We start from the raw sequence: 25168 nt of genomic DNA, 5'->3' as shown, positions 1-25168 counted from the left end.
GGCGCTCCTGTGGGAGCGCCCTCTGAAGACGACTCATTCCACTTCCGGGCACGGGCCGCCACGTGATGTTGGCTTTCTCGCAACGACCGCTCCAGCAATGGCCCAAGATGAAAACGGTTCAACGCCGCCAGTACCATCATCCCGGCAAACAGCAGCACTTTGAGCGCCAGCAGTATTCCGTAGTGGCTGAGCAGAGCGCCATCCAGCCGCGGCCCGACGATGAACAGGTAGTTCACTACCCCGGTCACAGTGATGATCACAACGATCAGCGCACCGACCCCTTCGAATCGTTTAACGGCGCGAGCCAGCAAGCGAATATGCACTTCGGATTGCAGCACGCGGTTTTGCGCCATCAATCCAAACGCCAGCAACGTGCCAAGCCAGGCGCCCGCCACCAGCAGGTGCAGGATGTCTGCCGTGAAGTGCCAGTAACGGCGATTGCCTTCATCCATGGCGCCATGCCCGCTCCAGGCCTGACTGGCGAGGGCAATGCCGCCGGCCGTGGCGGCGATCACCAGGCTGATGCCAGGGGCACGTGAATTTGGTATCACCGCCAAGCCTGCGACCGCCAGCGCTATCATCCGCACGGCCCAGGCCATCCCGACGTCCGCCTCGAGCAACATCATCTCGAGGTGAGGGCGCAGTTCGGTAACGTCCGGTTCGCCACTCATGGCGCGAACCATCAGGACCATGCCGGCGATGGACAGCAGCGCACCGAGGCCGGCAGTTCCCGTCAGTAATCGGCGAAAGGGCAGTACCTTCCCGGATAGCTGACCAGTTGTTCGGGTTAAGGACTCAAGCAGGGCAGGTGCCCGGCTCGAATACCTGATTTCCCCGCCCTTCATGCAACGGGTGGGGTTTATGGATCGCTTACATTTGAAGTGGGTGGGAGGAGCCTCCGCAATTCCCGATTCGATTCCACTGAAAGCCATAACTAGCTGATTCTTTTTATAGATACCCTATGAGGTACGCCAAAAAATCCACCAAATTCCAGTCCCGCGAAAACCGGGACCTCACGGCCAACAACCGTCCGTCTGTCTCCGCACCAGTTAAATCAAGGGCTTTAGCGGTTTTTAGGTCATGGTGATGTTTGCGGTTACAGCAGGCTGACAGCAAGAAAAGTACCATTAGCACCCATAAGCCTCGCTTAGATTAGTATCTAGCGGGGCTTTTTTTGGGCAGAATGACTGGGAAGAGCAGCCAGAATGGCGAGAGTGCATCCAGCATTTACCGAGTAACCTTTCGACTCGGCAACGGAGCTTTGGCACGCTTTCTCACCGACCCATAGCTTCAGGAATGGAGTCGAAGACTTTATGGAATGTGAAGGAGGTCCTTGTTTCAGGTTAAGGATGGACGCCTCTGAGGTACTGCCAAATAACTACAAGTCGGTAAGTGGACAGGTAATCGTTAAAGTAATACTCCAGGTACAAAAAGCCCCGCTTGAGAACCTCAAGCGGGGCTTGGTAGCTTCTTTGATTAGTGAGGCGCTAGAGAAAGGCTCTCAATATTGGAGAATTCCCTGCACTCACAGTGCATCTTGCTCACCTTGCTCTTGATTTTCTCCGGTAGCTTCTTCTTGAGTGCGCGCCCAATTTCCGGAGAACATGGCCGATACGCCGCAATACTCACTTGGCGAGGACGACGTAATTTCCGCTGTTGACTTTTTAAGTGTTACATCAAAAGTTTCACCAGTGGCTTTTTTATTTTCATCTACTACTCGCATCGTTGTGGATATCTCACCATTTGATGTGATTCTGGTTACAGTATTTTCCATGGCCCATACATCACATTCGTGATGAGTGCTTGTATCTACAGTCTGAATGTGGACGGCAATGGGCTGTGCGGTGGTGTCATGCGCTAGTTCGTTAGCAACAAGCATTCTTCCGGCATATCCGCCTTCTTGATATGAAAAGTAGGTAAATTGCTGAGAAAATGCGAACGTGGAGATACTAGAGATTGCAGCAATGGACAGATATTTTGAAATTTTCATAGAGGTTTCTTTTTCTAAATTTTACGTCGAGTAATTAAAAGTTAAAGGGTTTTAAACATTAACTCATGGCTGAGGTCAAAAATTAGCGGGTCGGTGGCTATGTTCCTGGTGTTAGGTTCCCCTATCACTTGACCTTTAGCTATAAAATAAATGCCTTCTACTTTTACCCTTTTTCCAGTTAGTGCTTTGAAGATTATGGCCTCATTATCGAAAAGGCCAGCAATCTGCGCAATGCCGATGCCATATTGTTCCCCCCTTCGTGCTTCCCATTCAAAGTACAACCAATCTTTCCAGGGGCCAGTGCCAATCTTGACTTGACCTATGAACCTTCCATTTTCTCGGCTGTAATCCTCGGTGCCCGGTATCGAGTACCCTGGGGTTGCATCAATTACATAATCAGCATTAGCAATTGGAAAATCAGTAGCAACATCCTTCGCATACGCTATTGTTTTTTCAGAAACAGCATTGGCCTTGATAAATGCATTGGCAATAGCATTATTTTTGAGGGCATTGGCATATACGGTGAGATTTAGCTTTTGCGAGAATAAAATATTAGGACTGCCTGCAGTTCCACCAGATGGGCCGCCAGACTTAAAATATTCATATAGGGTTTCGTCTAGGCTATAGCCAGCTTTTGCGAACGCTTTGTTCATGTATTTAGCATAAACATATGACTGTTCCGGTGTCGGGAATACGGACTGCGCAACTCTGGACATATCATATTTAAAGTCATCTTCATAGCGATCCTTGAACACGTTTGCCACTTCTTGAGCCCCAGAAATTGTCAAGGGCGCGGCCGGCAAAGCGGCATGAGCCATGGAACATAGCAACGTGAAGCAGAGGGTAAAATAGAGCCTGCGCATATCTAATTTCCTTATCAGTAGTCAGTTGATTTTTTAATTGGGGCTAATGTTATATCGCGAGTGCTGTGTGTTTGAATTGCCCCTTGCTTTGTAGGCACTCTCCACGCTCAGGAAAAAGCGTTTCTCATGCTCTACTGGAGGCAGTTGCATAGCACTGCTGTTTCGTTGTTTAAGGTTATAGGATATCTCGATTCGAAAATATCACTTCTGGCTTCTTCATGTGTTGTGTAGGTTTTTCGTCGGATTTGCTCCCGCTTCAAAAGCTGGAAAAAGCTCTTGGCTATGGCATCGTCGTGGCAGTTTCCCCGCCGGCTCATGCTTTTGATTAAATTGTTGGCCTTCAAGAAACTATGCCAATTTGAGCTACTGAACTGACTGCCTTGGTCTGAGTGAGTCATCACTTGCTGCTGTGGCTTGCGTCGCCACATGGCCATCATCATCACGTCGATGGCCAGGTCGCTGCACATTCTTGGCTTCATTGACCAACCCATTTCGTGGCGAGAAAACAGATCCAGCACTACCGCCAAGTACAGCCATGCTTCATAAGTGCGGATGTAAGTGATGTCAGTTACCCAGACGTGATCCGCTCTCAAAGGTGAGTTCCATTCTGCTGCTCCAGAGGCGGTTGAGATCGCTGGAGTTTACAAGATGGCCTACTGATATCACAGGCCTTGGTGCCAGGGCTCCTTGCTCAATCTGGTATGAAACGACAAAAAAAACGGGCCGCTGCGTTTGCAAGGCCCGTTGGTGGAAGCGGGTCTAGGATCAGCTGTTCGCCTGGATCAGGTCCAGCAAGTTCTGACTGCCGTTTTCGTACAGGAAAACAACATCATCCTTCTGGATGCGGTCGATGTTGAGTTTCCAAGGGTGATAAAAGGCTGCTGCTTCACCTGCGTTGAGCATCTGATCGTGATCCTCGCTGCTGTGTCGACGGTTCGTGTTCAGCATGTGGAAGCGAGCTGGCGCAGCGTCGATCTCCTCCTGCTCCTCGTCGTCCAGCTTCAGCGCGGTCTTCGCGGCTTCAACGCCGTTTTCAAGTAGCTTCAACATGACTTCCTGGCGGCTCAACTCCAGCTGGTCGGCTAGACCCTCGATAAACGAGTACCGCTCCTTAGGCATGCGAAGCATCCTTGTACCAGCGGTTGCTGAACCCGAGGGAATCGTCGTCCGGCATGAAGTCAACGCGAAGGTCGCCAAGTTTCATTGCGCAAATGGGGAAGTCATCGTCATCTTCTTGTGGGCTGACCCGGAAGCCGCGAGCGCTGGGAGTCTCCTGCAAACGAATGAAGCCTACGGGGCCCATGACGTGCACGATCAGATAAACATCGTCGGTACTGCGTACTTGCTCACGCGTGAAGGCGTCGGTCAGCAGCAGACCGGTGGTGCACCACTGGGAAGCCTACGCCACTCGGCGATCATTCCCACACCCCCGAACCTTGCAATACCAACCCCACCCAGATAACTTGCTCAAGTCGCGGCCCATTCCGCGACCGGGTTTGGCGACCCGTACGAAAAGGCGCAACGGCGCCCCGATCACGATTGCAGGCGCTTTTTTTGCGTCCGCAGTTTCGTGTAATGGCGGCTGTGCGTGGGAGACCTTCGGGTCTGCCGGGTTCCTTTTCCTCGGTTCGCCAACCCGCGTACAGCTGCCACCCTAACCGTTTGGCGACGGTCAGCGTGGTGCTTCAACCGAAAAGGACCTCATGCATGCTCACCTCAAGTCCATTACAGATCCTCGCATCCGCTCTCCGCCGTCACCCCACCTCCAAACCCCTGGAGGCCCCCCATGACTGACCACGAACGCCTCTCCACCCTCCAAAGCTACGCCTGGACCCTGGAGCTGCTCGGCGAAGCCTTGGTCCAGCACGACGAAATGCTGGAATGCGAACACAACCCGCGCCTGAGCTTCCGCAACACAGCCGGCATCCATCAAGCAATCCAGATCATCAGCCGCCTGGCCAGCGAACAGTGCGGAAAGGTGATGTCTCAGCGCGATCAGAGCCCGGCCGACTAACCGGCGTACTTCCTCAAAGCTAACCGTCCCCTCATAAAACGACCACTGGCCACCTCAGGGTGGCCTTTGGGCATTAGCAGGCAATACTTCTCTCTATAACGCAGGCGTGTTCCTAGTGGCACGCGCCGCTGGGAGGTGTCAGGTGAACAAACTATCAATCGTGGGTGCCGGCATGGTGGGCGAGGCGGCGGCGCAGATCATCGCCCGGGATGAGTTCTGCCGTGAGTTGATGCTAATCGATGTGCAAGGCGAGCTTGCGCAGGGCAAGGCGCTGGATGTGTGGCAGGCAGCAGTCGAGTCTGGCTCCGATACCCGGGTTTACGGCGGGTCCAAGGCCGAAATGCTGGAGGGGTCTGAGCTGGTGGTGATCACGGCAGGTGTGCCGCGCAAGCCGGGGCAGTCGCGGCAGGATGTGCTGAGTATCAACCTGCCGATTATCGATGGCGTCATGCGGGATATCGAACGCCATGCGCCAACGGCGACGGTACTGGTGGTGTCGAACCCCGTCGATGTGCTGACCTATCGGGCCTGGTCGCTCAGCGGGCAGGGCCGTAACAAGGTGTTCGGGCAGGCGGGGGTGCTGGATACCGCGCGCATGAAGTGTTTCATTGCGGAGGAGACGGGGTTTTCTGCTCGGGATATCACGGCGCTGGTGCTGGGCGGGCATGGCGATAGCATGGTGCCGTTGATGCGCTACTGCCAGGTAGGGTCGGTGCCGTTGTCTCACTTTCTGTCCAGCGAACAAATAGAGCGGATTGTGGAACGTACACGCAAGGGTGGCGGCGAGATTCTGGGGTTGAAGAAGCTGGGCAGTGCCTGTGATGCGCCGGGGGTGGCTATTGCGCAGATGGTGGATGCGATCGCCAATGGGCGAAACCGTATTTTGCCGGCGGTCGTGGTGCTGGAGGGGGAGTATGGGCGAACCGATATCGCCATGGGGGTGCCGTGTGTGCTGGCGGAGGAGGGGATTGTGCGGGTGATCGAGTTGCCGCTGGATGTGCAGGAGCAGGCGATGTTCGACCACTCTGCGGACCAGGTGGTGCGGGATATTGCTGAGATGAATACGTTGTAAGCGGGGAGGGCGTTCTATCGCCGACGCTGCGGTCGGCGATAGGGGAAAGGGCCTCGCGGTGTATGGCACCGGCTTTGCCGGTGTTCGCGGGGCAAGCCCGCTCCCACATCGGCCCTGGTAAATCAGTAGATGGCGAAAGGCACCGCCGACTAGAAGCTGTACCGCGCCGTCAGTTTCACGTTCCGTGGATCACCATAAATGTCATACGGGCTCCAGCCGCCATTGGCCACGCTGCTGTAGTAGGTGCGGTCGAACAGGTTGTTGACGTTGACCTGCAGGTCCAGCTGCTCGCTGGCCTTGTAGCCTGCCACCAGGCCGACCACGGTGTACGAGCCTTGCTGGTTTTCCCATGCAGTAGCACCGGCGCCGCCCGAGGTGCGGATGCGGCTTTGCTGGTAGATGTCACCACCAACGCGCCAGCGTTGCAGCTCGCCGGGCAGGGTGTAGATGGTGGACAGTTTGAACAGCTGACGCGGTTTGGCGCGGTCGAAATCTTCACCTTCGCGGGCTTTGTTAGCGTCGCTGACGTATTTGGTCTGGGTGTAGGTGTAGCCGGCAGCCAGCTGCCAGTTGTCGGTCAGGGCGCCCTGGATCTCCAGGTCGATGCCTTTGCTGCGCACCAGGCCGGCTGCTTCGTAACAGGCACTGGCGGCGCCTGAGCCGCAACCTTTGACGTCAGGCAGTTCCTGGGCGCGGTTTTTCTGGTCAATCTGGAAAACAGCCAGGCTGGCGTTCAGTGCGCCACCAAAGTATTCACCCTTGATGCCCACTTCGTAGTTCTCACCCATCACAGGGTCGAGCACTTTGCTGTCTATGCCTTTGCTGGTCTGTGGCTTGAAAATATCGGTGTAGCTGACATAGACCGAGTGATTGGCGTTCAGGTCGTAGATCAGGCCGGCATAGCGGGTCAGATTACGGGTGATCTTGTAGTTGTTTTCGCTGTTCTCGCTGTCGTCGAAGTCGTACCAGTCAAGGCGGCCACCAAGAATCAGCGACAGTGGGTCGGTCAAGCGCAGGCGGCTGCTGGCATAGATGCTGTCCTGGGTGGTGGTCTCGGGGAGGCCGTTGGGGCCTGTGACGTAATCCGGCTTGGCATGCCCACGGGGGGTCCATTCGAAGGGGTTGCTGCCGGTGTCGATGAAATCGCTCCAGGCCTTGCCGGAACGGTAATCCAGCTGGCGCTTGCTGACGCCCACGGTCAGGTCATGGGTTTGGCCGAGCAGCTGGAAGGGGCCGCTGAGGGCCAGGTCGTAGCCTTTTTCCTTTTGTTCCATGGCCTCGGTCCACAGATAGTGGCGATCGTATTCCCAGACCGAAGAGGCCAGCACGTCGGTGTCAGTCTTGGTCTGCATGGCCGCCAGGCGCAGAGACCAGTCGTTGGCGAAGGCATGTTCGAGGGTGGCGAAATAGCCGGTGGTGCGATTGTCCGAATATTCCCAGTCATGGCCGAGGAAGGTGTCGCGTGGCAGCCCCAGGTGACCACCGCCACGGGCCATGGGCAACCCGCCCCAGATGTAGTTGGTGTGGTTTTTCTGCCGGTAGGCACCGAGGGTGAGGGTGGTGCTTTCAGTCAGGTCGGCGTCGACCACGCCGTAGAACAGATCGTGGTCACTCTCCACCGAGTCGCGGAAGCTTTTGGCGTCCTGCTTGGAGACCACGGTGCGGGCGCGCAGGGTGCCGTTTTCATTGAGCGGGCCGCCGACATCCAGCGTGCCGGTGTAATCGTCCCAACTGCCGGCACTGCCGGTGAGCGTGCCCTGGAACTCACGGGTGGGGCGTTTGCGCACCAGGTTGATGGCTCCACCGGGGTTACCGGCGCCTTGGGCCAGGCCCGTGGCGCCGCGCACGATCTCTACCCGGTCGTACATGGCCAGGTTGGCTTCGCCACTGGGCAGGTAGGTCAGGAAGCTGGTGGGGAAGCCGTCGTACATGATGTTGTCGACGTCGAAACCACGGGCGCTGAAAGACGGCCGCCCAGCGCCACCGGAGTTACTGAGGAAAATCCCCGGCGCACTTTTGACCACATCGCTGATGGTGGTCATGGCCTTGTCGTCCATCCGCTTGCGCGTGACCACGCTGACCGACTGCGGCGTTTCGCGCAGGCTCAAGGGCAGCTTGGTGGCCGTCTGCATAGTGCCGGTGGTGTAGGAACCGCTGTTCTCGGTGGTGGCCGCCAGGCCTTGCCCGGTGATGCTGGTAGCGCCTAGCTCCAGGCCCGTGCCCGCCGCTACCTGCGGTGTCAGCAGGTAGAGGCCATTGCCCTGCGGTGAGGCTTGCAGACCGGTGCCTTGCAGCAATTGCTGCAGGCCGTCTTGCACGCTGGTGGCGGCGCTCAGGCCGGGGCTGCGCAAACCTTCCACCAGGCCCGGTTCGATGGGCAGGGTGATATTCGCTTGGCTGGCGAATTCGGAGAGGGCGCTGCTCAGGTTGCCGGCGGGCACCTGATAGGCACGGCGCTGCTGCGTGCTGTGCTCGGCGGCTTGCGACACGGCTGCAGTCAGGCCGCCACCTGTGATGATCAGGCCCAGTGCAGCAGCGTGTACTGCCCGCGCCAATGGTTGCATGCCCTGCGTCGTCGCCATGTATCTGTCCCCGCCCTGTGAAAGTGATGTGCTTACGGAAGGGACACGCAACGTGCGCAAAACACGACAATGATTCTTGTTACGTATTCGCGCGCGCCGTGAGGGTGACCCAGTAGGGCGTCCGGTAGTGGACGTTCACCGGCAGCGTCTGGCTCAGGGCGCGCAGAACCTGATCGGTGTCGCGCAACTGGAAAGTGCCGGAGATCAGCAGCCCTGCCACGGCGCGGTCACACCGCAACAGGCCGGGTCGATAGCGGCCCAGCTCGCGGATGAAATCATCGAGGCGGGTCTTTTCTACCCGCAGCACATTGTTGAGCCAGTCGAGACGATCCTGCGCCAGTGCCATGGGGGCCTGCACAGCCTGGAGGCTGACATGGGTTTGTTGGCCGGCCGCCAGGTGCACCCGGCCGTCATTACCCCGTAAAAGGCGCGGGCGCACCTCGACAGCGCCTTCCAACGCGGCGAGGAACGTGCTGCCTGAGTACTGACGCACCAGCAAGCGGCTGCCGAGCGGGGTGATATGGGCTTCGGCGGTATCGACGATAAAGGGGCGCCTGGCAGGCTCGTGGGGTATCTCGACCAGCATCTCGCCGGCGATCAGGCGCACGCGGCGAACGCTGTCGTCGTAGGTGATATCGACGGCACTGCCGGTGTTCAGGCGAATCTCCCCGCCATCCGGCAGGGGCACGCTGCGCTGCTCGCCCGTGGCCGTGCGCGCGTCCGCCTGCCACTCGCGCCACGGCAGCCCCCGGTAGGCTGCGAGGCCAAGCGGGGCGGCGGCAATTAGCAACGCAAGGGTCTTGAGCGCCTGCCGGCGTTCCAGGTTGCGCGGGCGCTCCAGCGCCGCCCGTGCGGGTTCACCGGCAAGCTGCTGGGCGCGGCTGCTAAAGCGCTCGGCCAGTTGCCAGGCGCGTTCGTGGTCAGCATGCCGCGCCCGCCACTCGGCGCCGGCGGCATGCTCGGCGGCGCCGGCGCTACTGTGCTGCAAGCGCACGAACCAACTGGCCGCTTCACGGGCAATGCGCCGGTCGATGGGGGTGTTACTCATGCTGCGCACACTGGCTGGCGAGCACGATGCATTCCTCAAACGCCCGCGCAAGGTGGCGTTGCACGGTGCGCACACTGAGGTTGAGCCGGCTGGCGATCTCTTCCTGGGTGTAACCCTCCAATTGCGCCATCAAGAACGCCTGCCGGGTTTTAGCCGGCAACAGGGCAAGCACCTGGTCAATTTCGTCGAGGGCTTCGAGCACCAGCGCCTGTTGCTCCAGCGACGGTGCCAGCGCTTCCGGCGTTTGCGCCAGCGCGTCCAGGTAGGCTTGCTCCAGCGAGCGGCGGCGATAGAAGTTGAGGGCCAGGCGATTGGCGATGGTAGCCAGATAGGCGCGCGGCGTCGTGCAGTTCAGTGGCTCGCCAGTGGCACTGCAAAGCAGCCGCATGAACGTATCCTGGGCCAGGTCCGCTGCATCGGCAGCACTGCCCAAGCGCCTGCGCAGCCAGCTCTGCAGCCAGCTGTGGTGGTGGCTGTAGAGCTGATCGATGGCGTGATGCCGAGGGTGGTTTGCCGATGAAGTGGACTGCACGGGATAGAATAGATGTTAATGAGAATTCATCGCATTCTATCAGCATAAGCTCGGGCGGGTACAAGCAAAAGTTCAGGCCTCACAGAGCGTTCATGAGCGGCTCAGCCTCGCACGAATGCGGGCACGACCCGCACGTAAATCAACTCCCCCAGCAACTCCACCAGGGTCTGGGTAATCACCGCCGCCGCCGCCAACCCGCGCAGCTCTTCCGGCAATGCCAATGCCAGTGGCAACACCACCAGCGAGTTGCGGGTCGCAGCACTGAACGTCACCGACCTCACCTCGGCTACCGGTAAGCGCAGCAGCCGCGCGGTGGCAAAACCGATCACCGGCGCCAGCAGCATGAAGCCGATATACACCGGGATCACCGGCAGCAAACGCTCGAAATCGCGTAGCACCACGGCAATCTGTGAACCGATCACCACCACCAGCACCAGTGCCATCGCTGGCACCGGCATCCACGCCCAGGCGTCGTTCCACTTCGATGCCACGCGTGAGCGACGGGCGCTGGCGCTGGTCAGCACGGCGAGGATCATCGGCAACACGATCAACAGGGCAAACGCTTGCACGAAGGGGGTGATGGAAATCGCCACTTCGTTGCCATCGCCCAGCATCAACGCCAGGTACACCGGTAGCAGCACCAGTTGCATCAATAGCAGCACTGGCGTGGCGGCGAGGGTCTGGCGTGAGTCGCCTTTGCTGATGTGGGTGAACACCACCACGTAGTCGATGCAGGGTGTCAGAAGCACCAGCAGGGCACCGATCAGGATTGCCGGGTGCGCGACCAGGCCGCGGGTGATTGCCCACACCAGCAGTGGGATAAGGACGAAGTTGGCCAGTAGCAGTGCACTGATGAACCGGCGGTTGCCCAGGCCTTGGCGCAGGTCGAGGAAGGGGATCTGCAGGAACATCGCGTACATCAGCACGGCAATGGCGGGGGTGATCAGCGCTTGCAGGTGGTGTGCGGTGTCGGTGGCCAGCAGGCCGAAAGCAAGGGCCGCGAGCACGGCCGCGAAGTAGACCGGGATCTGATGGGTTTCGAGTTGCTCTCTGGTCAAGGCAGGGTCCTGTGCGCGCTCGGGGGTGTGGAAGCGGCACAGGGTAATACGTGAGGGCCCGTGCAGGCGACATCAGGCGTTCAGCCAATCCACCCCGCGTTGCACAATCAACAGGCTTAGGGTGCACTGCTGGGCGGCGGCGTAGCACGCCAGAAAACCGCCCACTGGGTAGAGGTTGTTAATTTCCATGGGGTGGCCGTTGCTGGCGACCATCTGGATTTCTCGCCGGTCATCTTCAAGTTGTGCCAGGTCGAACGGGGCGCCGGTTTGCGCATCGACCAAGGTCCACAGGCTGGGGTCTTGCGCCTTGATGGCCTGAGCGGCCACCAGGCCTTCAGCGGTGGTGAAAATGCCTTTACCGAAATGAGGCCCACTGCGCACGTAAAGCCGATAACCCGCGTCGCTGTAGCGAAAATACAGCAGCATCGCGCACGGATTGTCGCCTTTGTCGAACGGGGTCAGTCCAAAGTCCTGGCCGTGCTGCCAGTCTTCGTCCGTGCCGTTAATCATGCCGAGTACGTGATCGCCGTCAATTACGTACCCTGGCACATCGGTTGGTGTGACCAGGGTTACTGGCCCCGTGCACAGACAGTCCAGGCTGTTCACCGGTGATTCGGCGATCTGCAGGGTGGCTGTAAAGGAACGCGTTTTGTTATCTGCCATGGGGTGCCTCCGGTTTGGCGTGGTGGAGGCAGCAGGCTAGGGTGTCTTGCGCAGGGGGCCCATTTGGAACAGGTTCCGCAAAGCGGGCAAACACAAAAAAGCCCGGCACAAGGCCGGGCTTTCTCACATCAAGCTAGTGCCAATCAGTTGCCGTAAACCGGCAGCTTCTTGCAGATAGCCTTGACCTTCTCACGCACGGCATCGATCACCGCTTCGTTGTTCAGGTCAGCCAGGATGTCGCAGATCCAGCCGGCCAGCTCTTTGCACTCGGCTTCCTTGAAGCCACGAGTGGTCACAGCCGGGGTGCCGAAACGCAGGCCCGAGGTGACGAACGGGGAACGTGGGTCGTTCGGGACCGAGTTCTTGTTGACGGTGATGAAGGCTTTGCCCAGAGCGGCGTCAGCGTCCTTACCGGAGATTTCCTGCTTGATCAGCGACAGCAGGAACAGGTGGTTTTCGGTGCCGCCGGAAACGACGTCGAAACCACGCTCGATGAACACGCTGGCCATGGCCTGGGCGTTTTTCACCACTTGCTGCTGGTAAGCTTTGAACTCAGGCTGCAGGGCTTCTTTGAAGCAGATCGCCTTGGCCGCGATGACGTGCTCCAGCGGGCCGCCCTGGGCGCCTGGGAACACGGCGGAGTTCAGCTTCTTCTCGATGTCGGCGTTGGCACGGGCCAGGATCAGGCCGCCACGTGGACCGCGCAGGGTCTTGTGGGTGGTGGTGGTGACCACGTCGGCGAACGGCACAGGGTTCGGGTACACGCCTGCGGCAACCAGGCCAGCAACGTGGGCCATGTCGACGAACAGGTAGGCACCGACCTTGTCGGCGATGGCGCGGAAGCGTGGGAAGTCCAGCACCTGCGAGTAGGCCGAGAAGCCGGCAACGATCATTTTTGGCTTGTGCTCTACAGCCAGGCGCTCGACTTCGTCGTAGTCGATCAGACCGTTGGCGTCGATGCCGTACTGGATGGCGTTGTACAGCTTGCCCGAGGAGCTTACGGAAGCACCGTGGGTCAGGTGGCCACCGTGGGCCAGGCTCATGCCCAGAATGGTGTCACCGGCCGACAGCAGGGCCAGGTAAACGGCGGAGTTGGCTTGCGAACCGGCGTGTGGCTGAACGTTGGCGTAGTCGGCGCCGAACAGCTCTTTGGCGCGGTCGATGGCCAGTTGCTCGACCACGTCGACGTACTCGCAACCACCGTAGTAGCGCTTGCCTGGGTAGCCTTCGGCGTACTTGTTGGTCAGTACCGAACCCTGGGCTTCCATTACCGCCGGGCTGGTGTAGTTTTCCGAAGCGATCAGCTCGATATGCTCTTCCTGGCGCAAAGCTTCTTGCTGCATGGCTTCGAAGAGCTCGGCGTCGTACTTGGCAATGGTCAAATCACGGCTGAACATGGCGGTCCTCAAGGATCGGGCTGAATTGGGTGGGCATTCTAACCGATTGCTTCGCGCCTGGCATATGAAGTGACGTCAAGTCGCGGACCAAAGGCCTTCATGTTGCATCCCGCGCCCTGCCTGGGCTGGAGTTGACTTCAAGGTCCGTTTTTTGCGGCGCCAAAAGACCGCACTGGCCCGCTACTGGAACATGAACAGCGTCTCGTTGGCGAACTGCGCCTCGAACTGATGCGCCGGCATCGGCCGCCCGAACAGGTAGCCCTGCACCTCGTCGCAACCATGCTCACGCAAGAACTCCAGCTGCTCGTGGGTTTCCACGCCTTCGGCGATCACCGCCAGGTTCAGGCTGTGGGCCATGGCGATGATCGCCCGGGCAATCTGCGCGTCCTGCTCGCCCTCGGGCAAACCATCGACGAAGGTGCGGTCGATTTTCAGCACGTCGATGGGGAACTGCTTGAGGTAGTTGAGCGACGAGTAACCGGTGCCAAAGTCGTCGACCGCGATGCTCAGGCCGAGGTTTTTCAGGCTGGCCAGAATCTGCAAGGCCTCGTTGACCTCGCGCATCAGGATGCTTTCGGTCAGCTCCAGCTCCAGGCACGCCGGTGGCAGCTCGCTTTCCTCCAGAATGTTGGCGATGCGCGTGCCCAGCTGGCCGTCGGAGAACTGCCGCGCCGAGATGTTCACCGACACCTTCGGCACCCGCACCTTGGCCTTGTGCCAGGCCTTGAGCTGGCGGCTGGCTTCGCGCAGCACCCAGTCGCCGACATCCACCACCAGGCCCAGCTCTTCGATCACCGGGATGAAATCGCCCGGCGGCACCAGGCCGCGGGTTGGGTGGCGCCAGCGCAACAGGGCTTCGGCACCGGTCAGGCGCTTGCCATCGCCGCTGAACTGCGGCTGGTAGTAAAGGATGAACTCGTTCTGCTCCATGGCATGGCGCAGGTCGCTTTCAAGCTCCAGGCGCTCCAGGGCGCTGGCGTTCATTTCGGCCTGGTAGAACTGGAAGTTGTTCTTGCCGCGCTCTTTGGCGTGGTACATCGCGGTGTCGGCGTTTTTCATCAGCTGGCTCAGCTCGCTGCCATCCTGTGGGCTGAGGGCGATGCCGATACTGGCGGTGACGAAGAATTCGCGGTTTTCCAGCACGAAGGGCCGTACCAGGCTGGCGAGGATGTTCTCGGCCACGTGGATGGCGCGGTTGAGCGCCATCTCGCGGGTTGAGCGCGGCTGCAGCAGCAAGGTGAATTCATCGCCGCCCATGCGCGCCACGGTGTCGTCGTCATCCACGCAGGCCAGCAGGCGCAGGGCCATGTCCTTGAGCATGCGATCGCCCGCAGCATGGCCGAGGGAGTCGTTGATCGGCTTGAACCGGTCCAGGTCGAGGAACATCAACACCACCCAGGCCTTTTGCCGTTCGGCCTGTTGCAGGGCCGTGTGCAGGCGGTCCTGGAACAGCGTGCGGTTAGGCAGGTGGGTGAGGGCATCGTAGTAGGCCAGGCGGTGGATGCGCTGCTCGCTGGCCTTGCGCTCGCTGATGTCGGTGAAGAAGCACACGTAGCTGGCCAGGTCGCCCTCGTCGTCCAGCACCGCAGTGATGCCGACCCAAGCCGGGTAGTGGTCGCCGTCGCGGCGCTTGAGCCACACTTCGCCTTCCCAGCTGCCGCGTTGGTGCAGTTGCTTGACCACGTAGCGCAGGTGGCCTTCCTGCTGTTGCTCGACGGTGAGCATGCCGGGCAGTTGGTCGAGCACGTCGCTGACCGCATAGCCGCTGACCCGGCTGAACGCCTCGTTGGCCTGGACGATGTAGCCGGCCGGGTCGGTGATGAGGATGGCCGAGGTCGAGTGCTCGAATACCGTGGCGGCCATGCGCAGGTCTTTCTCGGCACGGCGCTGCTGGCTGATGTCGCGGCCGACCCCCAGCACACCTTCGAAGCGCTCCTGATCGTCCCACACCAACACCAGGCGAAGTTCGATCGGGATCTTGCGGCCATCGGCGCGCAAGCAGTCGAACAGGAACAATTGGGTGGGCAACTGGCTACGCAACTGGGCCAGTTGTTCGCAGTCGCCCATGGCATTGCTGACGCGTTCCATCAGGCTGTAGATGCCGGTCAGCTGGGCCGGGTTGGCGATGATCGATTGCCAGCCGTTGTTGAAGATCCACTCGGCCTGGTAACCCAGTACCGCTTTGACCGAGGGGCTGACGTAGTTGAGCTGCAGTTGGCTGTCGGTGGAGAAAATCACGTCGCTGATGCTTTCGGCCAGCATGCGGTAGCGCTGTTCGCTGTCGCGCAGCGACTGGCTGGCCTCGATTTGCACGGTGACGTCTTTGCCCACGCCGATGATGCGGGTCACCTGGCCATCGTTGTCGCGGGTCAGCACCTGTTCGCGGATGTCGTAGCAACGCCAGCCACCGTCGTGGTGACGGAAGCGCAGTTGGCAATGCAACGGCTGGGCGTGGCCGGTTTCACGCTGATGCTGGCGCAGTGCCTCGAAGTGCGTGGCGTCTTCAGGGTGCAGCAGCAATTCCCAGAACCGGTCGCCCATCTGCGCCAGCTCTGTGCGGTTGTAGCCCAGGGTCTGGCCGAGGTGGCGGTTGCTGAAGATCATGCGCTGGGTGGGCACGTCCTGCACGTAGAGCTGGTCGGGCACGGTACGCACCACGTCCGACCAGAAGCTCTCGCGTTCGAGCAACGACAATTCCACCTGCTTGCGGCTGGTGATGTCGCTGATGCTGAGGATCACCGCCTGGTAGTCGCGGCGCTGCAGCGGCAGGCGGGCCATCAGCCACAGGTGCAGTTCACCGCCCAGTGGTGCCGGCAGGCGGACTTCCAGCTCCAGCAGCGAGCGTTGTTCGATCAGTGCATCAATCAGCTGCATGCCGATGCTGTCGCGGCCATCGCCGCTGCCATCGATCAGTCGCCGCCAGGCACCTTCGTGGCACTCGACGTTGAGCAACTGGCGCGCCACCTGGTTGATCTCGGTGATCTTCAGTTCCTGCAGCAGCGCGCGGCGCAGGTTCGGGTCCAGGGCCAGGCTGTGCTTGAGCGCTGCGCGATTGCGCAGGTGGTAGCGGTCGAGCTGGCCGGGGAGGCTGGAGAGGTCGAGCACGCACAGGGCGACGCCGGTGCCCTCGAAGATTTCCTGATAGCGCCGGCGGTCTTCTTGCAGCGCGCGCTGGCGACGGCGCATGTTGATCAGCGCCAGCACCGGCAGCAGGGCGCAGAACAGCACCAGCAGGCACTTGCCGATCAGTGCCGGCAGCAACTTCTGTTGGGCCCGCTCGGCGTCGAACAGGCCGCGCAGTTGCCAGGTGCTGTTGTCGATAAAGGCCAGCATCACGCTCTGCAGCGGCGCCGGGCTGGCCTGGGCGGTGGCATGGCGGTCCAGCACCGCGCCGCTGCGGCTGTTTTCCAGCAGCCACAAGGGGTGGCCTGGGCTGTCCAGGTGCACGGTGAGGGTGCGGTAGTAGGCTGGCGACAGGCGCAACAGCCAATAGCCGCGGTCTTGCTCGGCGGATTGGCGCAGCAACAGGTAAATGGTGCTGTTGTCCGCCGCATTGGCGAAGAAGTAAGGGCGCCCTTGGTTCAGCGTGAGCAGCTCGCTAATCAGTTGGCGGTCTGGGCTGTTGGCGAGGCTGTCGGCGCGGATCTGCCCGGAGGGGGCCAGCCAGGCCATGTCGCGCAGGGCGGGCAGGCGTTGGCGCAGGGTGTCGAGCAAGCTGGGCAGGGCCGCAGGCGTCGGTGCATTGACGTAGGGCTGCACCACATTCACGGCCTGCTGGGCCTTCAGCGCCATGTTCAGGCCGAGGTGGTCGGCCAGCTCGGCGGTGGCTTCCAGGCTCTGCTTGCGCAGGTCGGCCTGGGTATGGCTGAACTGGGCGAACAGCTGCCACAAAAGCAGCCCCAGCAGAATCAGGGCCAACAGGGCCAGCGCACCCTTGATCGACCCGCGCAGGGACGCGACGGGAGCCATTGGCGTGGGACGCAGCGACGACGGTTGAGAGAGATTGGTCAAGCGTTGGTCCTGCGATTGGGCTGGCGATGGCAGGGATTGATCATGCACCTGGGTGCCGGTGTCTGGTTGCCAGACCGCGGTGGCGCACTATAAGGCCGGACACCCGAAACGGGCTAGCATGCCTAGGATTGTGGCAAAGTGCCAGTCCAGTTGTCCGGTGGTGCTCGCCCTGCCGACGGTCGTGGTGGCGGCCCGTGGTTCGGCAAGCCCCTGCAACCTGTGCGAGAATGCCGCCCGCTTCAATGACAACGCTTCGGAGATGTTCGGTTTTGGTTACTCACTTTTCCTCCAATGGCCTCGATTCCGCCTGTGGGCGCAGCAGTCAGACCCTTGTCAGCACTGCCGTGACCACGGACGTATCCTGCAAGTCGTGCCAGCGTTCGCTGGTCAAACCCGAGGCGGCAGCCGCCTCGAAAAGCAAGGCCCCGTCGCTGGCCGAACTGCGCAAGACCGCTAAGGCGGCAGCACCGGCAGAGGCGGCAGTGACAGCGGTCGCGGCCAAGCCGGCTGCCAAGGTTGTCAGTGCGCCTGCTGCGCAGCCGGCCAAGGCCGTTGAACAGCCTGCCCGCAAAGGCGGGATGAGCGTCAAGGCTGCCTGGGCCGCGCGCCTGGCCGAGCAGGGCGACCGTTGCCGGTTGCCGCGGGGCAAGGCTAAACAGCGTCACGTCTGAGCTTTTTAAGGTCAGTTCTGGCCTCTTCGCGGGCAAGCCCGCTCCCACAGGTACTGTGCGAACTTACGGACCAGTGGGAGCGGGCTTGCCCCGCGAATGGGCCGCACAGCGGCCCCTGTTGATCCCCCCACCCGACCCTCCTATGCAACGCCGTGCGTTGGCGTAGAATGGTCGACTTTGTTCAATGACACCCCGTAAACACATCCCCCTGGCCCACTGCCGGGCGTTCGTCGATGTCTTTACCTATTTAGAGGGCTTGGTTTTGGCTCAATACGTCTACACCATGCATCGGCTGAGCAAGGTCGTGCCGCCGAAGCGCGAAATTCTCAAGAACATTTCCCTGTCGTTCTTCCCAGGCGCCAAGATCGGCGTACTCGGCCTGAACGGCGCGGGTAAATCGACCCTGCTGCGCATCATGGCGGGCGTCGACAAGGAATTCGACGGCGAAGCCCGTCCGATGCCCGACATCAACGTCGGTTACCTGCCGCAGGAACCACAACTCGACCCAGCCAAGACCGTGCGTGAAGTGGTCGAGGAAGCGGTCAGTGTGATCAAGGACGCCCAGGCTCGCCTGGACGAGGTCTACGCCGCCTACGCAGAACCCGATGCCGACTTCGACAAGCTGGCCGCCGAGCAGGCCAAGCTTGAGTCGATCCTGCAGGCTGCCGATGGCCACAACCTCGAGCGCCAACTGGACGTCGCCGCCGACGCCCTGCGTCTGCCGGCCTGGGACGCGAAAATCGAACACCTGTCCGGTGGTGAAAAGCGCCGTGTGGCCCTGTGCCGCCTGCTGCTGTCGGCCCCCGACATGCTGCTGCTCGACGAACCGACCAACCACCTGGATGCCGACTCGGTGGCCTGGCTGGAGCGCTTCCTGCACGACTTCCCCGGCACCGTGGTAGCGATTACCCACGACCGTTACTTCCTCGACAACGTCGCCGGCTGGATCCTCGAACTGGACCGCGGCGCCGGTATCCCGTACGAAGGCAACTACTCGGGCTGGCTGGAGGCCAAGTCGGACCGTCTGGCGCAGGAATCCAAGCAGCAGAGCGCCCACGAAAAAGCCATGAAAGAGGAACTGGAGTGGGTGCGCAAAGGCGCCAAGGCCCGCCAGTCCAAATCCAAGGCCCGTCTGCAGCGCTTTGAAGAACTGCAATCGCAGGAGTTCCAGAAGCGCAGCGAGACCAACGAGATCTACATCCCGGCCGGCCCGCGCCTGGGTGACAAGGTCATCGAGTTCAAGAACGTTTCCAAAGGCTATGGCGACCGCGTGCTGATCGACAACCTGTCGTTCGCCATGCCTAAAGGCGCCATCGTCGGCGTGATCGGTGGTAACGGCGCCGGTAAGTCGACCCTGTTCCGCATGCTGATGGGCAAAGAGCAGCCGGACTCGGGCAGCATCGAAATCGGCGAAACCGTGCAACTGGCCTGCGTCGACCAGAGCCGCGAAGACCTGGACGGTTCCAAGACCGTGTTCCAGCAGATCTCCGACGGTTCCGACCAGATCCGTATCGGTAACTACGAGATCCCGTCGCGCACCTATGTGGGTCGCTTCAACTTCAAGGGCGGCGATCAGCAGAAGTTCGTCAAGGACCTGTCCGGTGGTGAGCGTGGCCGTCTGCACCTGGCCCTGACCCTGAAGGAGGGCGGTAACGTCCTGCTGCTCGACGAACCGTCCAACGACCTTGACGTCGAAACCTTGCGTTCCCTGGAAGAAGCCCTGCTGGACTTCCCGGGCGCCGCCATTGTGATTTCCCACGACCGTTGGTTCCTGGACCGTGTGGCCACTCACATCCTGGCGTACGAAGACGACTCGAACGTGATGTTCTTCGAAGGCAACTACACCGAGTACGAAGCCGACCGCAAGAAGCGCCTCGGCGATGCTGCTGCCCAGCCGCACCGTGTACGGCACAAGAAGCTGGCCCAGTAAGCGGGTTTAGCGTTGCACAAGAATGGGGCCCTCAGGGGCCCCATTTTTGTGCCTGGCATAAAATCGGTGTTAGCCGCTTCGCGGGGCAAGCCCGCTCCCACAGAATCACCCGTATGCACAGGGCCCTGTGGGAGCGGGCTTGCCCCGCGAAGAGGCCATTCCTGCTAACAAATTTATTGATGGTTTGTATACACTTATAAAAACGCACCAAATAATTTCAAAAAAACGACATTCCGCCCTGTTCTCGTGCGATTGCTTCTTGGTACATTCGAAAAAAAACCAATAAGTCCAATCCTCTTGGTGAGATGTCTACCATGATCGAATCTGTCGATAATTTCCTCGCGCGCCTCAAACAACGCGATCCTGCCCAGCCCGAGTTCCACCAGGCAGTGGAAGAAGTCTTGCGCACCCTCTGGCCGTTCCTCGAAGCCAACCCCCACTACCTGCAGGCCGGTATCCTGGAGCGCATGGTCGAACCCGAGCGCGCCGTGCTGTTCCGCGTTTCGTGGGTCGATGACCAGGGCAAGGTCCAGGTCAACCGCGGCTACCGCATCCAGATGAGCAGCGCCATCGGCCCTTACAAGGGCGGCCTGCGCTTCCACCCGTCGGTGAACCTGGGCGTGCTCAAGTTCCTGGCCTTCGAGCAGGTGTTCAAAAACTCGCTGACCTCGCTGCCCATGGGCGGCGGTAAAGGCGGCTCGGACTTCGACCCCAAGGGCAAGAGCGACGCGGAAGTCATGCGCTTCTGCCAGGCATTCATGAGCGAGCTGTACCGCCACATTGGTGCCGATATCGACGTACCTGCCGGTGACATCGGCGTGGGTGCCCGCGAGATCGGCTTCATGTTCGGCCAGTACAAGCGCCTGGCCAACCAGTTCACCTCGGTGCTGACCGGCAAGGGCATGACCTACGGCGGCAGCCTGATCCGCCCGGAAGCCACCGGCTACGGCTGTGTGTACTTTGCTGAAGAAATGCTCAAGCGCCGTGACCTGCGTATCGATGGCCGCCGTGTGGCGGTTTCCGGGTCCGGCAACGTGGCCCAGTATGCCGCGCGCAAGGTCATGGACCTGGGCGGCAAGGTCATCTCGCTGTCCGATTCCGAAGGTACGCTGTACGCCGAAGCCGGCCTGACCGACGCCCAGTGGGACGCCGTGATGGAGCTGAAAAACGTCAAGCGTGGCCGCCTCAGCACGCTGGCGGGCGAGTTCGGCCTGGAGTTCCGCAAGGGCCAGACCCCGTGGAGCCTGCCGTGCGACATCGCCCTGCCATGCGCCACGCAAAACGAGCTGGACACCGAAGACGCCCGCACGCTGCTGCGCAACGGCTGCTTCTGCGTCGCCGAAGGCGCCAACATGCCGACCACCCTCGAAGCTGTGGATATCTTCCTGGACGCGGGCATCCTGTACGCCCCGGGCAAAGCATCCAACGCCGGTGGCGTGGCCGTGTCGGGCCTGGAGATGTCGCAGAACGCCATGCGCCTGCTGTGGACGGCCGGTGAAGTGGACAGCAAGCTGCACAACATCATGCAGTCGATCCACCATGCGTGTGTTCACTACGGTGAAGAGGCGGATGGCACGATCAACTACGTCAAGGGCGCGAACATCGCCGGCTTTGTGAAAGTGGCGGATGCCATGCTGGCGCAGGGCGTGGTCTGATTCAAGATTGTTGGGGCCGCTTTGCGGCCCATTCGCGGCACAAGGCCGCTCCCATAACCTGTGGACTGCCCCCAAAGGTTGGATTGGTGTCCAACTTCTTGGGGGCAGTCCAACCTGTGTGGGAGCGGCCTTGCGCCGCGAATGGGCTGCAGAGCAGCCCCAAGGCCCTCAAACCTCACCCTCGATGGCGACCACCTCGATCATCTGATCCCCCACCGGCCGCCGCCAAACCACTTCATCCCCCGGCCCCGCGCCCAACAACGCCCGCCCCAGTGGCGAGCCCCAGTTGATCAACCCGCGGCCCGCATCGGCCTGATCTTCGCCCACCAGTTGCACCTCATGCGCCTGGCCCTGCTCATCCACAAACCTCACCCGGCTACCAATCTGCACCTTGTCTTGCGAGGTTGCGGCAGGCACCACCTGGGCGCTCTGCACCCGTGCGCTGAAGTAGCGCAGGTCGCGTTCGGCATCGGCCAGGCGCTGCTTGTCTGCATGCTCGCCCTGGGCCTGCAACTGGCTGCGCACTGTGTTGAGTTCGGCCACCCGTTGCTGCAATTGCGCCAGGCCCAGGGCGGTGACGTAGTTGGGTTGCTCGCTGACACGCCGCTCCACCGGCTGGTCGGCCTGGGCGGCGGCCTGGTCTTCGTTGACGAACGCTCGGCTCATGGTGGCCTCCTTGTGCAGGAGACCATGATGGCAGGCCGCCGGTTTCAAGGGATGTCAGTTTACGACCTACTTGTGGCGATAGGCCCGTGCGGCATCGCGGTCCTTCTCGTGCTCCCAGTCACGGTCGCGTTGGTCCCAGTAGCGGTCGCGGTATTCACGCTGGTCTTCGCTGTTCTGCAGGGCGTGGCACTGGCGAAAACCATCGTCCCAGCCGCTTTCGTACTGGCGGTTGTGCAGGTAACGCGGCACGTCCTTGCGAAAGTCCCCGACCATCAGCCCAGCCGCCTGGCGGCCGCTGCTGCAGCCATCCTGGAAGCCATCGGCGTAGGCGGGGGGGTAACCGTGGTTGAGCATCTGTTCGTGGGTGGTTTCGCACCCTGACAGCAAAAAGGCAATGCACAGGCCTAACCAGTACCGCGACATGACCACTAGACCCTCCGGTTGATGCTGGAGAGTCTAGGTGGCGATTTGTCGGCGAGCTGTCAAAACAGTGTCAAAGAGTCAGTAGTGGTACCACTTCAGCTCCAGCATCACCTCGTTCTGCGCCGTCGCCAGGTGGCTGAATTCGCGCGAAGCGCTTAACCGCAGGCCAAGGTTGCGGCTGATTTCCCATTGCTGGTTCAGGCTCACGCTGCGCCGCACCTCGCCATTGGTGAAGAAGTCCCCCTTCGCCTCCAGCGTCAGGTTGCCCAGCCCGTTGCGCCACAGCAGCCCGCTGTTGAACCCCGCTGCCGGGGCGATGAACTCGGCGAAGTCGTTGTGGTGCTCGACCCGCACTGTGCCCAGAGCAAAGCCCAGCAGGCCATCGGCCAGTTGCCAGGTACCGCCGGCACCGCCGTTCACATGGCTCACCAGCACCTCGTCGTCATGCTTGCCGGGTACCCGCTCCAGGCCGCCGGTCACCTGCCATGACCAGGGTTTGAGCAATTCGTTACGCGGCGTCAGGGAGCGGATGGTGGCAAGGTCAAGGCGCTGTACCTGCCAGTCATTGCCTTCGTACTGGCGCACTTTAAGCTGCAGAATCTCGATCTGCGCACCCAGCGGGAAACCGTAGGCGTTGTCGTTGAGGTCGTGATAGGCCATGCGCAGGCCGTACTCGGCGTAGGCACGGTCTTCCCGCGTACCGACACCCAGCTGCCAGGTGCGTGAGTCATGGCCATCCTCGGGCAGCCCCGGGCGCTCGATATCCAGCGCAGGCGGCGGGTTGCGGTTGATCGCCCGCAGCAGCTCGAAGCTGCGCGTGGCCTGGCCCGGATCGCGCGCCTGGCCGTTGGCGCGGTAACGCTCCAGGCGGTAGGCGGCATCTTGCACCAGCGCCTGGCGCTCGCGGGGCAGGGCGGTGAATTCGGGGCTTTGCAGCCGTGCGGTATCGGCGCTGACAGCCAGCACCTGCTGCTTTTCGTGATGATCGAGCGGTTCGGCGCGGGCCAGCAGTTCGCGCTCGCGTGAAGGCCGGTAGTTGACGCTGGACACCAGGCCAGACTGGCGCACGGCCTTGACTGTGTCGGTAGGGATCGCGGTCAGCGGAAACTGCGAGGTCAGGTCCAGGCTGGGCCGGGCCACCTGCAGCAGTTCCAGCAGGCGGTAGGAGCAGTTCTCGTCGAAGAAGAAGTAGTCGAACTGGATCTGCTTGAGCTCCCACACATGCTCGACCATGCGCCCGGTCTCTTGCGGGGTGAGGTCCAGCTGGTACTCCCACAGGTCGCGGTTTTCCAGGCTGCGGTACTCGGACAGCTTCTCCTGGTAAGGCATCAACGCGAACAGGCCTGGGTAGCCGCCCATCAGGCCCTTCCAGGCATACAGGATGCTGTTGTCGCTGCCTTCGATGTAGGCACCGAAGTTGATCGCGTAGCTCAGCAGCGTGGTGTCGTCGCTGCGGGTGTTGGACTGGTCGATGCGCAGCAGCGTGTGGCCGAACATCGACGACGGGCTGTTCAGGTAGGCCGCCGGGAAGATCAGCGCGGCGCTGTGCGGGTCGATCGAGGCGTACCAGGTCTTGAATTCCTGGCAGTCGGGCTGTGGCAGGTCAGTCAGCCCCAGTTGCTCCTTGAGCCAGCGGGTGCGGGCCGGAAAGACGCATTGGGCATGCTTGTCGCCCAGGCTGGCCGGCGCATACAGCGCCTGCACCGTGGCCCGTAACTCCTGGTCCGGGTGGTGCGCGCCATCCTCGGCGAGAAAGAACTGGGTGTCGTCCACATAGCTTCGCCAGCCACCGAGCTTGGCGGTCTCGTAGTGGCCAAGGGCGATCCAGTAGGGGGTACTGGCCAGTTGCTGAATACGGCCTTCATCCAGCGCAGGCGCAGCATGAACAGGGGCGCAGGCACACAGCGCCAGGTAAGCGAGGCGTTTGAGCATATCGGGCAACTACTTCTTTACGATGCCGAAAGAAAGGGCGAAACCCGCCCCGACAGGGGGGCGGGGGATGCTGCGCTTAAGCCTCGGTGGCGTATTTGGCCAGGCGTGGATCGTTCTTCAGAACGGCCAGGGTATTGCTGTGCACGGTTTCGGCCGTCACGTCGGCGCTGCTGAAGATCTGGCTGAAGTGCTGGTGGGTGACCGACTCGAAGTAGGTGCGGTCTTCAGGCGCCACACCCAGTACCACGGCATAGGTGGTCAGCGCCTCGCCCTTGCCCATGGCCATGTCTTCGGACAGCTCGTTCATCATGCCGTTCATGGCGAACCAGGACTTGCCGCCATAGGTCAGCGAAGCCTTGGTGGAGCAGCCGTTGGTGCCAGAGGTCATGCCGAAGGTGGCGTTGCCGGAGGTGCCGTTGGTGGTGGAAGCCAGGAAGTGGGCCGGAGTACCGCGTTGGCCTTCGAACAGCATGTTGCCCCAGCCGCAGTTCGGGCCGCCAGGCGCTTCGGCCATGGCGTTGAGAGAGACCACGGTGAACAGAGTACCCAGAAGAATCCGTTTCATAGCATTTGTTCTCTATTTGTCTTAACCAAGGGTCAGGGTTTCTGGCAACTCGGTTGCCAGGTCGGGAAAGCATTTCACCCACCCGCGCAGTTTGGA

19 protein-coding genes and 2 pseudogenes are annotated in these 25168 nt (G+C 61.0%); 5 read left to right on the top strand and 16 right to left on the bottom strand.

The window, feature by feature from the left end; genetic code table 11:
- Positions 1-47 precede the first annotated feature (47 nt).
- The 5 genes and pseudogenes from copD to OGV19_RS20305 form a co-directional block, all read right to left on the bottom strand.
- Positions 48-773 (bottom strand): annotated as a pseudogene (gene copD / locus OGV19_RS20325) (copper homeostasis membrane protein CopD); the annotation flags it as partial.
- Positions 774-1525: 752 nt separating this feature from the next.
- A complete protein-coding gene (locus OGV19_RS20320) occupies positions 1526-1990 on the bottom strand; it encodes a hypothetical protein (protein WP_264310377.1) in 465 nt (154 codons plus the stop codon).
- A gap of 41 nt (positions 1991-2031) precedes the next feature.
- Positions 2032-2853, bottom strand: a complete 822-nt coding sequence (locus OGV19_RS20315; RefSeq protein WP_264310376.1) for a hypothetical protein — start codon at positions 2851-2853, stop codon at positions 2032-2034.
- A gap of 96 nt (positions 2854-2949) precedes the next feature.
- Positions 2950-3431: pseudogene (locus tag OGV19_RS20310) on the bottom strand (IS3 family transposase); the annotation flags it as partial.
- A 187-nt stretch (positions 3432-3618) separates the two neighbouring features.
- Positions 3619-3972, bottom strand: a complete 354-nt coding sequence (locus OGV19_RS20305; protein WP_264310375.1) for a hypothetical protein — start codon at positions 3970-3972, stop codon at positions 3619-3621.
- A 667-nt stretch (positions 3973-4639) separates the two neighbouring features.
- On the opposite strand from OGV19_RS20305, the gene OGV19_RS20300 reads away from it, so the two are divergent.
- A complete protein-coding gene (locus tag OGV19_RS20300; protein WP_264310374.1) occupies positions 4640-4867 on the top strand; it encodes a hypothetical protein in 228 nt (75 codons plus the stop codon).
- 142 nt (positions 4868-5009) lie between these two features.
- Complete coding sequence (locus OGV19_RS20295; protein ID WP_264310373.1) at positions 5010-5939, top strand: malate dehydrogenase; 930 nt, start codon at positions 5010-5012, stop codon at positions 5937-5939.
- Between the two features lie 149 nt (positions 5940-6088).
- Here the strand turns inward: OGV19_RS20295 and OGV19_RS20290 are convergent, their stop codons facing one another.
- The 7 genes from OGV19_RS20290 to OGV19_RS20260 all read right to left on the bottom strand — a co-directional run bounded on the left by OGV19_RS20290 (position 6089) and on the right by OGV19_RS20260 (position 17230).
- Positions 6089-8521, bottom strand: a complete 2433-nt coding sequence (locus OGV19_RS20290) for a TonB-dependent siderophore receptor (protein ID WP_264310372.1) — start codon at positions 8519-8521, stop codon at positions 6089-6091.
- Between the two features lie 79 nt (positions 8522-8600).
- On the bottom strand, positions 8601-9569 hold the full coding sequence (locus tag OGV19_RS20285) for a FecR domain-containing protein (RefSeq protein ID WP_264310371.1): 969 nt from the start codon (positions 9567-9569) through the stop codon (positions 8601-8603).
- Entirely contained in the window at positions 9562-10101 is a 540-nt protein-coding gene (locus OGV19_RS20280; protein ID WP_264310370.1) for a sigma-70 family RNA polymerase sigma factor, read from the bottom strand. The genes OGV19_RS20285 and OGV19_RS20280 overlap by 8 nt, the downstream gene beginning before the upstream one ends.
- A 101-nt stretch (positions 10102-10202) precedes the next feature.
- Positions 10203-11159, bottom strand: a complete 957-nt coding sequence (locus OGV19_RS20275) for an arsenic resistance protein (protein WP_264310369.1) — start codon at positions 11157-11159, stop codon at positions 10203-10205.
- Between the two features lie 72 nt (positions 11160-11231).
- A complete protein-coding gene (locus OGV19_RS20270; RefSeq protein ID WP_264310368.1) occupies positions 11232-11822 on the bottom strand; it encodes a hypothetical protein in 591 nt (196 codons plus the stop codon).
- 143 nt (positions 11823-11965) lie between these two features.
- Positions 11966-13219, bottom strand: coding sequence for a serine hydroxymethyltransferase (glyA, locus tag OGV19_RS20265; RefSeq protein WP_264310367.1), 1254 nt, complete (start codon positions 13217-13219; stop codon positions 11966-11968).
- A 180-nt stretch (positions 13220-13399) separates the two neighbouring features.
- Positions 13400-17230: a sensor domain-containing protein gene (locus tag OGV19_RS20260; protein ID WP_264310366.1), complete on the bottom strand. Its 3831-nt coding sequence runs from the start codon at positions 17228-17230 to the stop codon at positions 13400-13402.
- 269 nt (positions 17231-17499) lie between these two features.
- Here OGV19_RS20260 and OGV19_RS20255 point away from each other — a divergent pair, with 269 nt between their 5' ends.
- From OGV19_RS20255 to gdhA, 3 genes are all read left to right on the top strand, one after another.
- Positions 17500-17901 (top strand): hypothetical protein, encoded by a 402-nt coding sequence (locus tag OGV19_RS20255; protein WP_264310365.1) that lies wholly within the window; start codon positions 17500-17502, stop codon positions 17899-17901.
- A gap of 262 nt (positions 17902-18163) precedes the next feature.
- Positions 18164-19831: an energy-dependent translational throttle protein EttA gene (gene ettA, locus OGV19_RS20250; RefSeq protein WP_264313981.1), complete on the top strand. Its 1668-nt coding sequence runs from the start codon at positions 18164-18166 to the stop codon at positions 19829-19831.
- Positions 19832-20145: 314 nt separating this feature from the next.
- On the top strand, positions 20146-21486 hold the full coding sequence (gdhA, locus tag OGV19_RS20245) for an NADP-specific glutamate dehydrogenase (RefSeq protein ID WP_264310364.1): 1341 nt from the start codon (positions 20146-20148) through the stop codon (positions 21484-21486).
- A 168-nt stretch (positions 21487-21654) separates the two neighbouring features.
- Here the strand turns inward: gdhA and OGV19_RS20240 are convergent, their stop codons facing one another.
- The 4 genes from OGV19_RS20240 to OGV19_RS20225 form a co-directional block, all read right to left on the bottom strand.
- Positions 21655-22152: a GreA/GreB family elongation factor gene (locus OGV19_RS20240; protein ID WP_264310363.1), complete on the bottom strand. Its 498-nt coding sequence runs from the start codon at positions 22150-22152 to the stop codon at positions 21655-21657.
- A 66-nt stretch (positions 22153-22218) separates the two neighbouring features.
- Positions 22219-22575, bottom strand: a complete 357-nt coding sequence (locus OGV19_RS20235) for a hypothetical protein (RefSeq protein WP_264310362.1) — start codon at positions 22573-22575, stop codon at positions 22219-22221.
- A gap of 78 nt (positions 22576-22653) precedes the next feature.
- Complete coding sequence (locus tag OGV19_RS20230) at positions 22654-24507, bottom strand: Lnb N-terminal periplasmic domain-containing protein (RefSeq protein ID WP_264310361.1); 1854 nt, start codon at positions 24505-24507, stop codon at positions 22654-22656.
- 76 nt (positions 24508-24583) lie between these two features.
- The gene (locus OGV19_RS20225) at positions 24584-25072 is read right to left on the bottom strand and encodes a DUF3015 domain-containing protein (protein WP_027594526.1); all 489 of its coding nucleotides are present in this window, start codon (positions 25070-25072) and stop codon (positions 24584-24586) included.
- Between the last annotated feature and the right edge of the window lie 96 nt (positions 25073-25168).

The organism is Pseudomonas putida, assembly GCF_025905425.1.
Classification (GTDB): domain Bacteria; phylum Pseudomonadota; class Gammaproteobacteria; order Pseudomonadales; family Pseudomonadaceae; genus Aquipseudomonas; species Aquipseudomonas putida_AF.
This window is presented reverse-complemented; position numbering and strand designations above follow the sequence as displayed.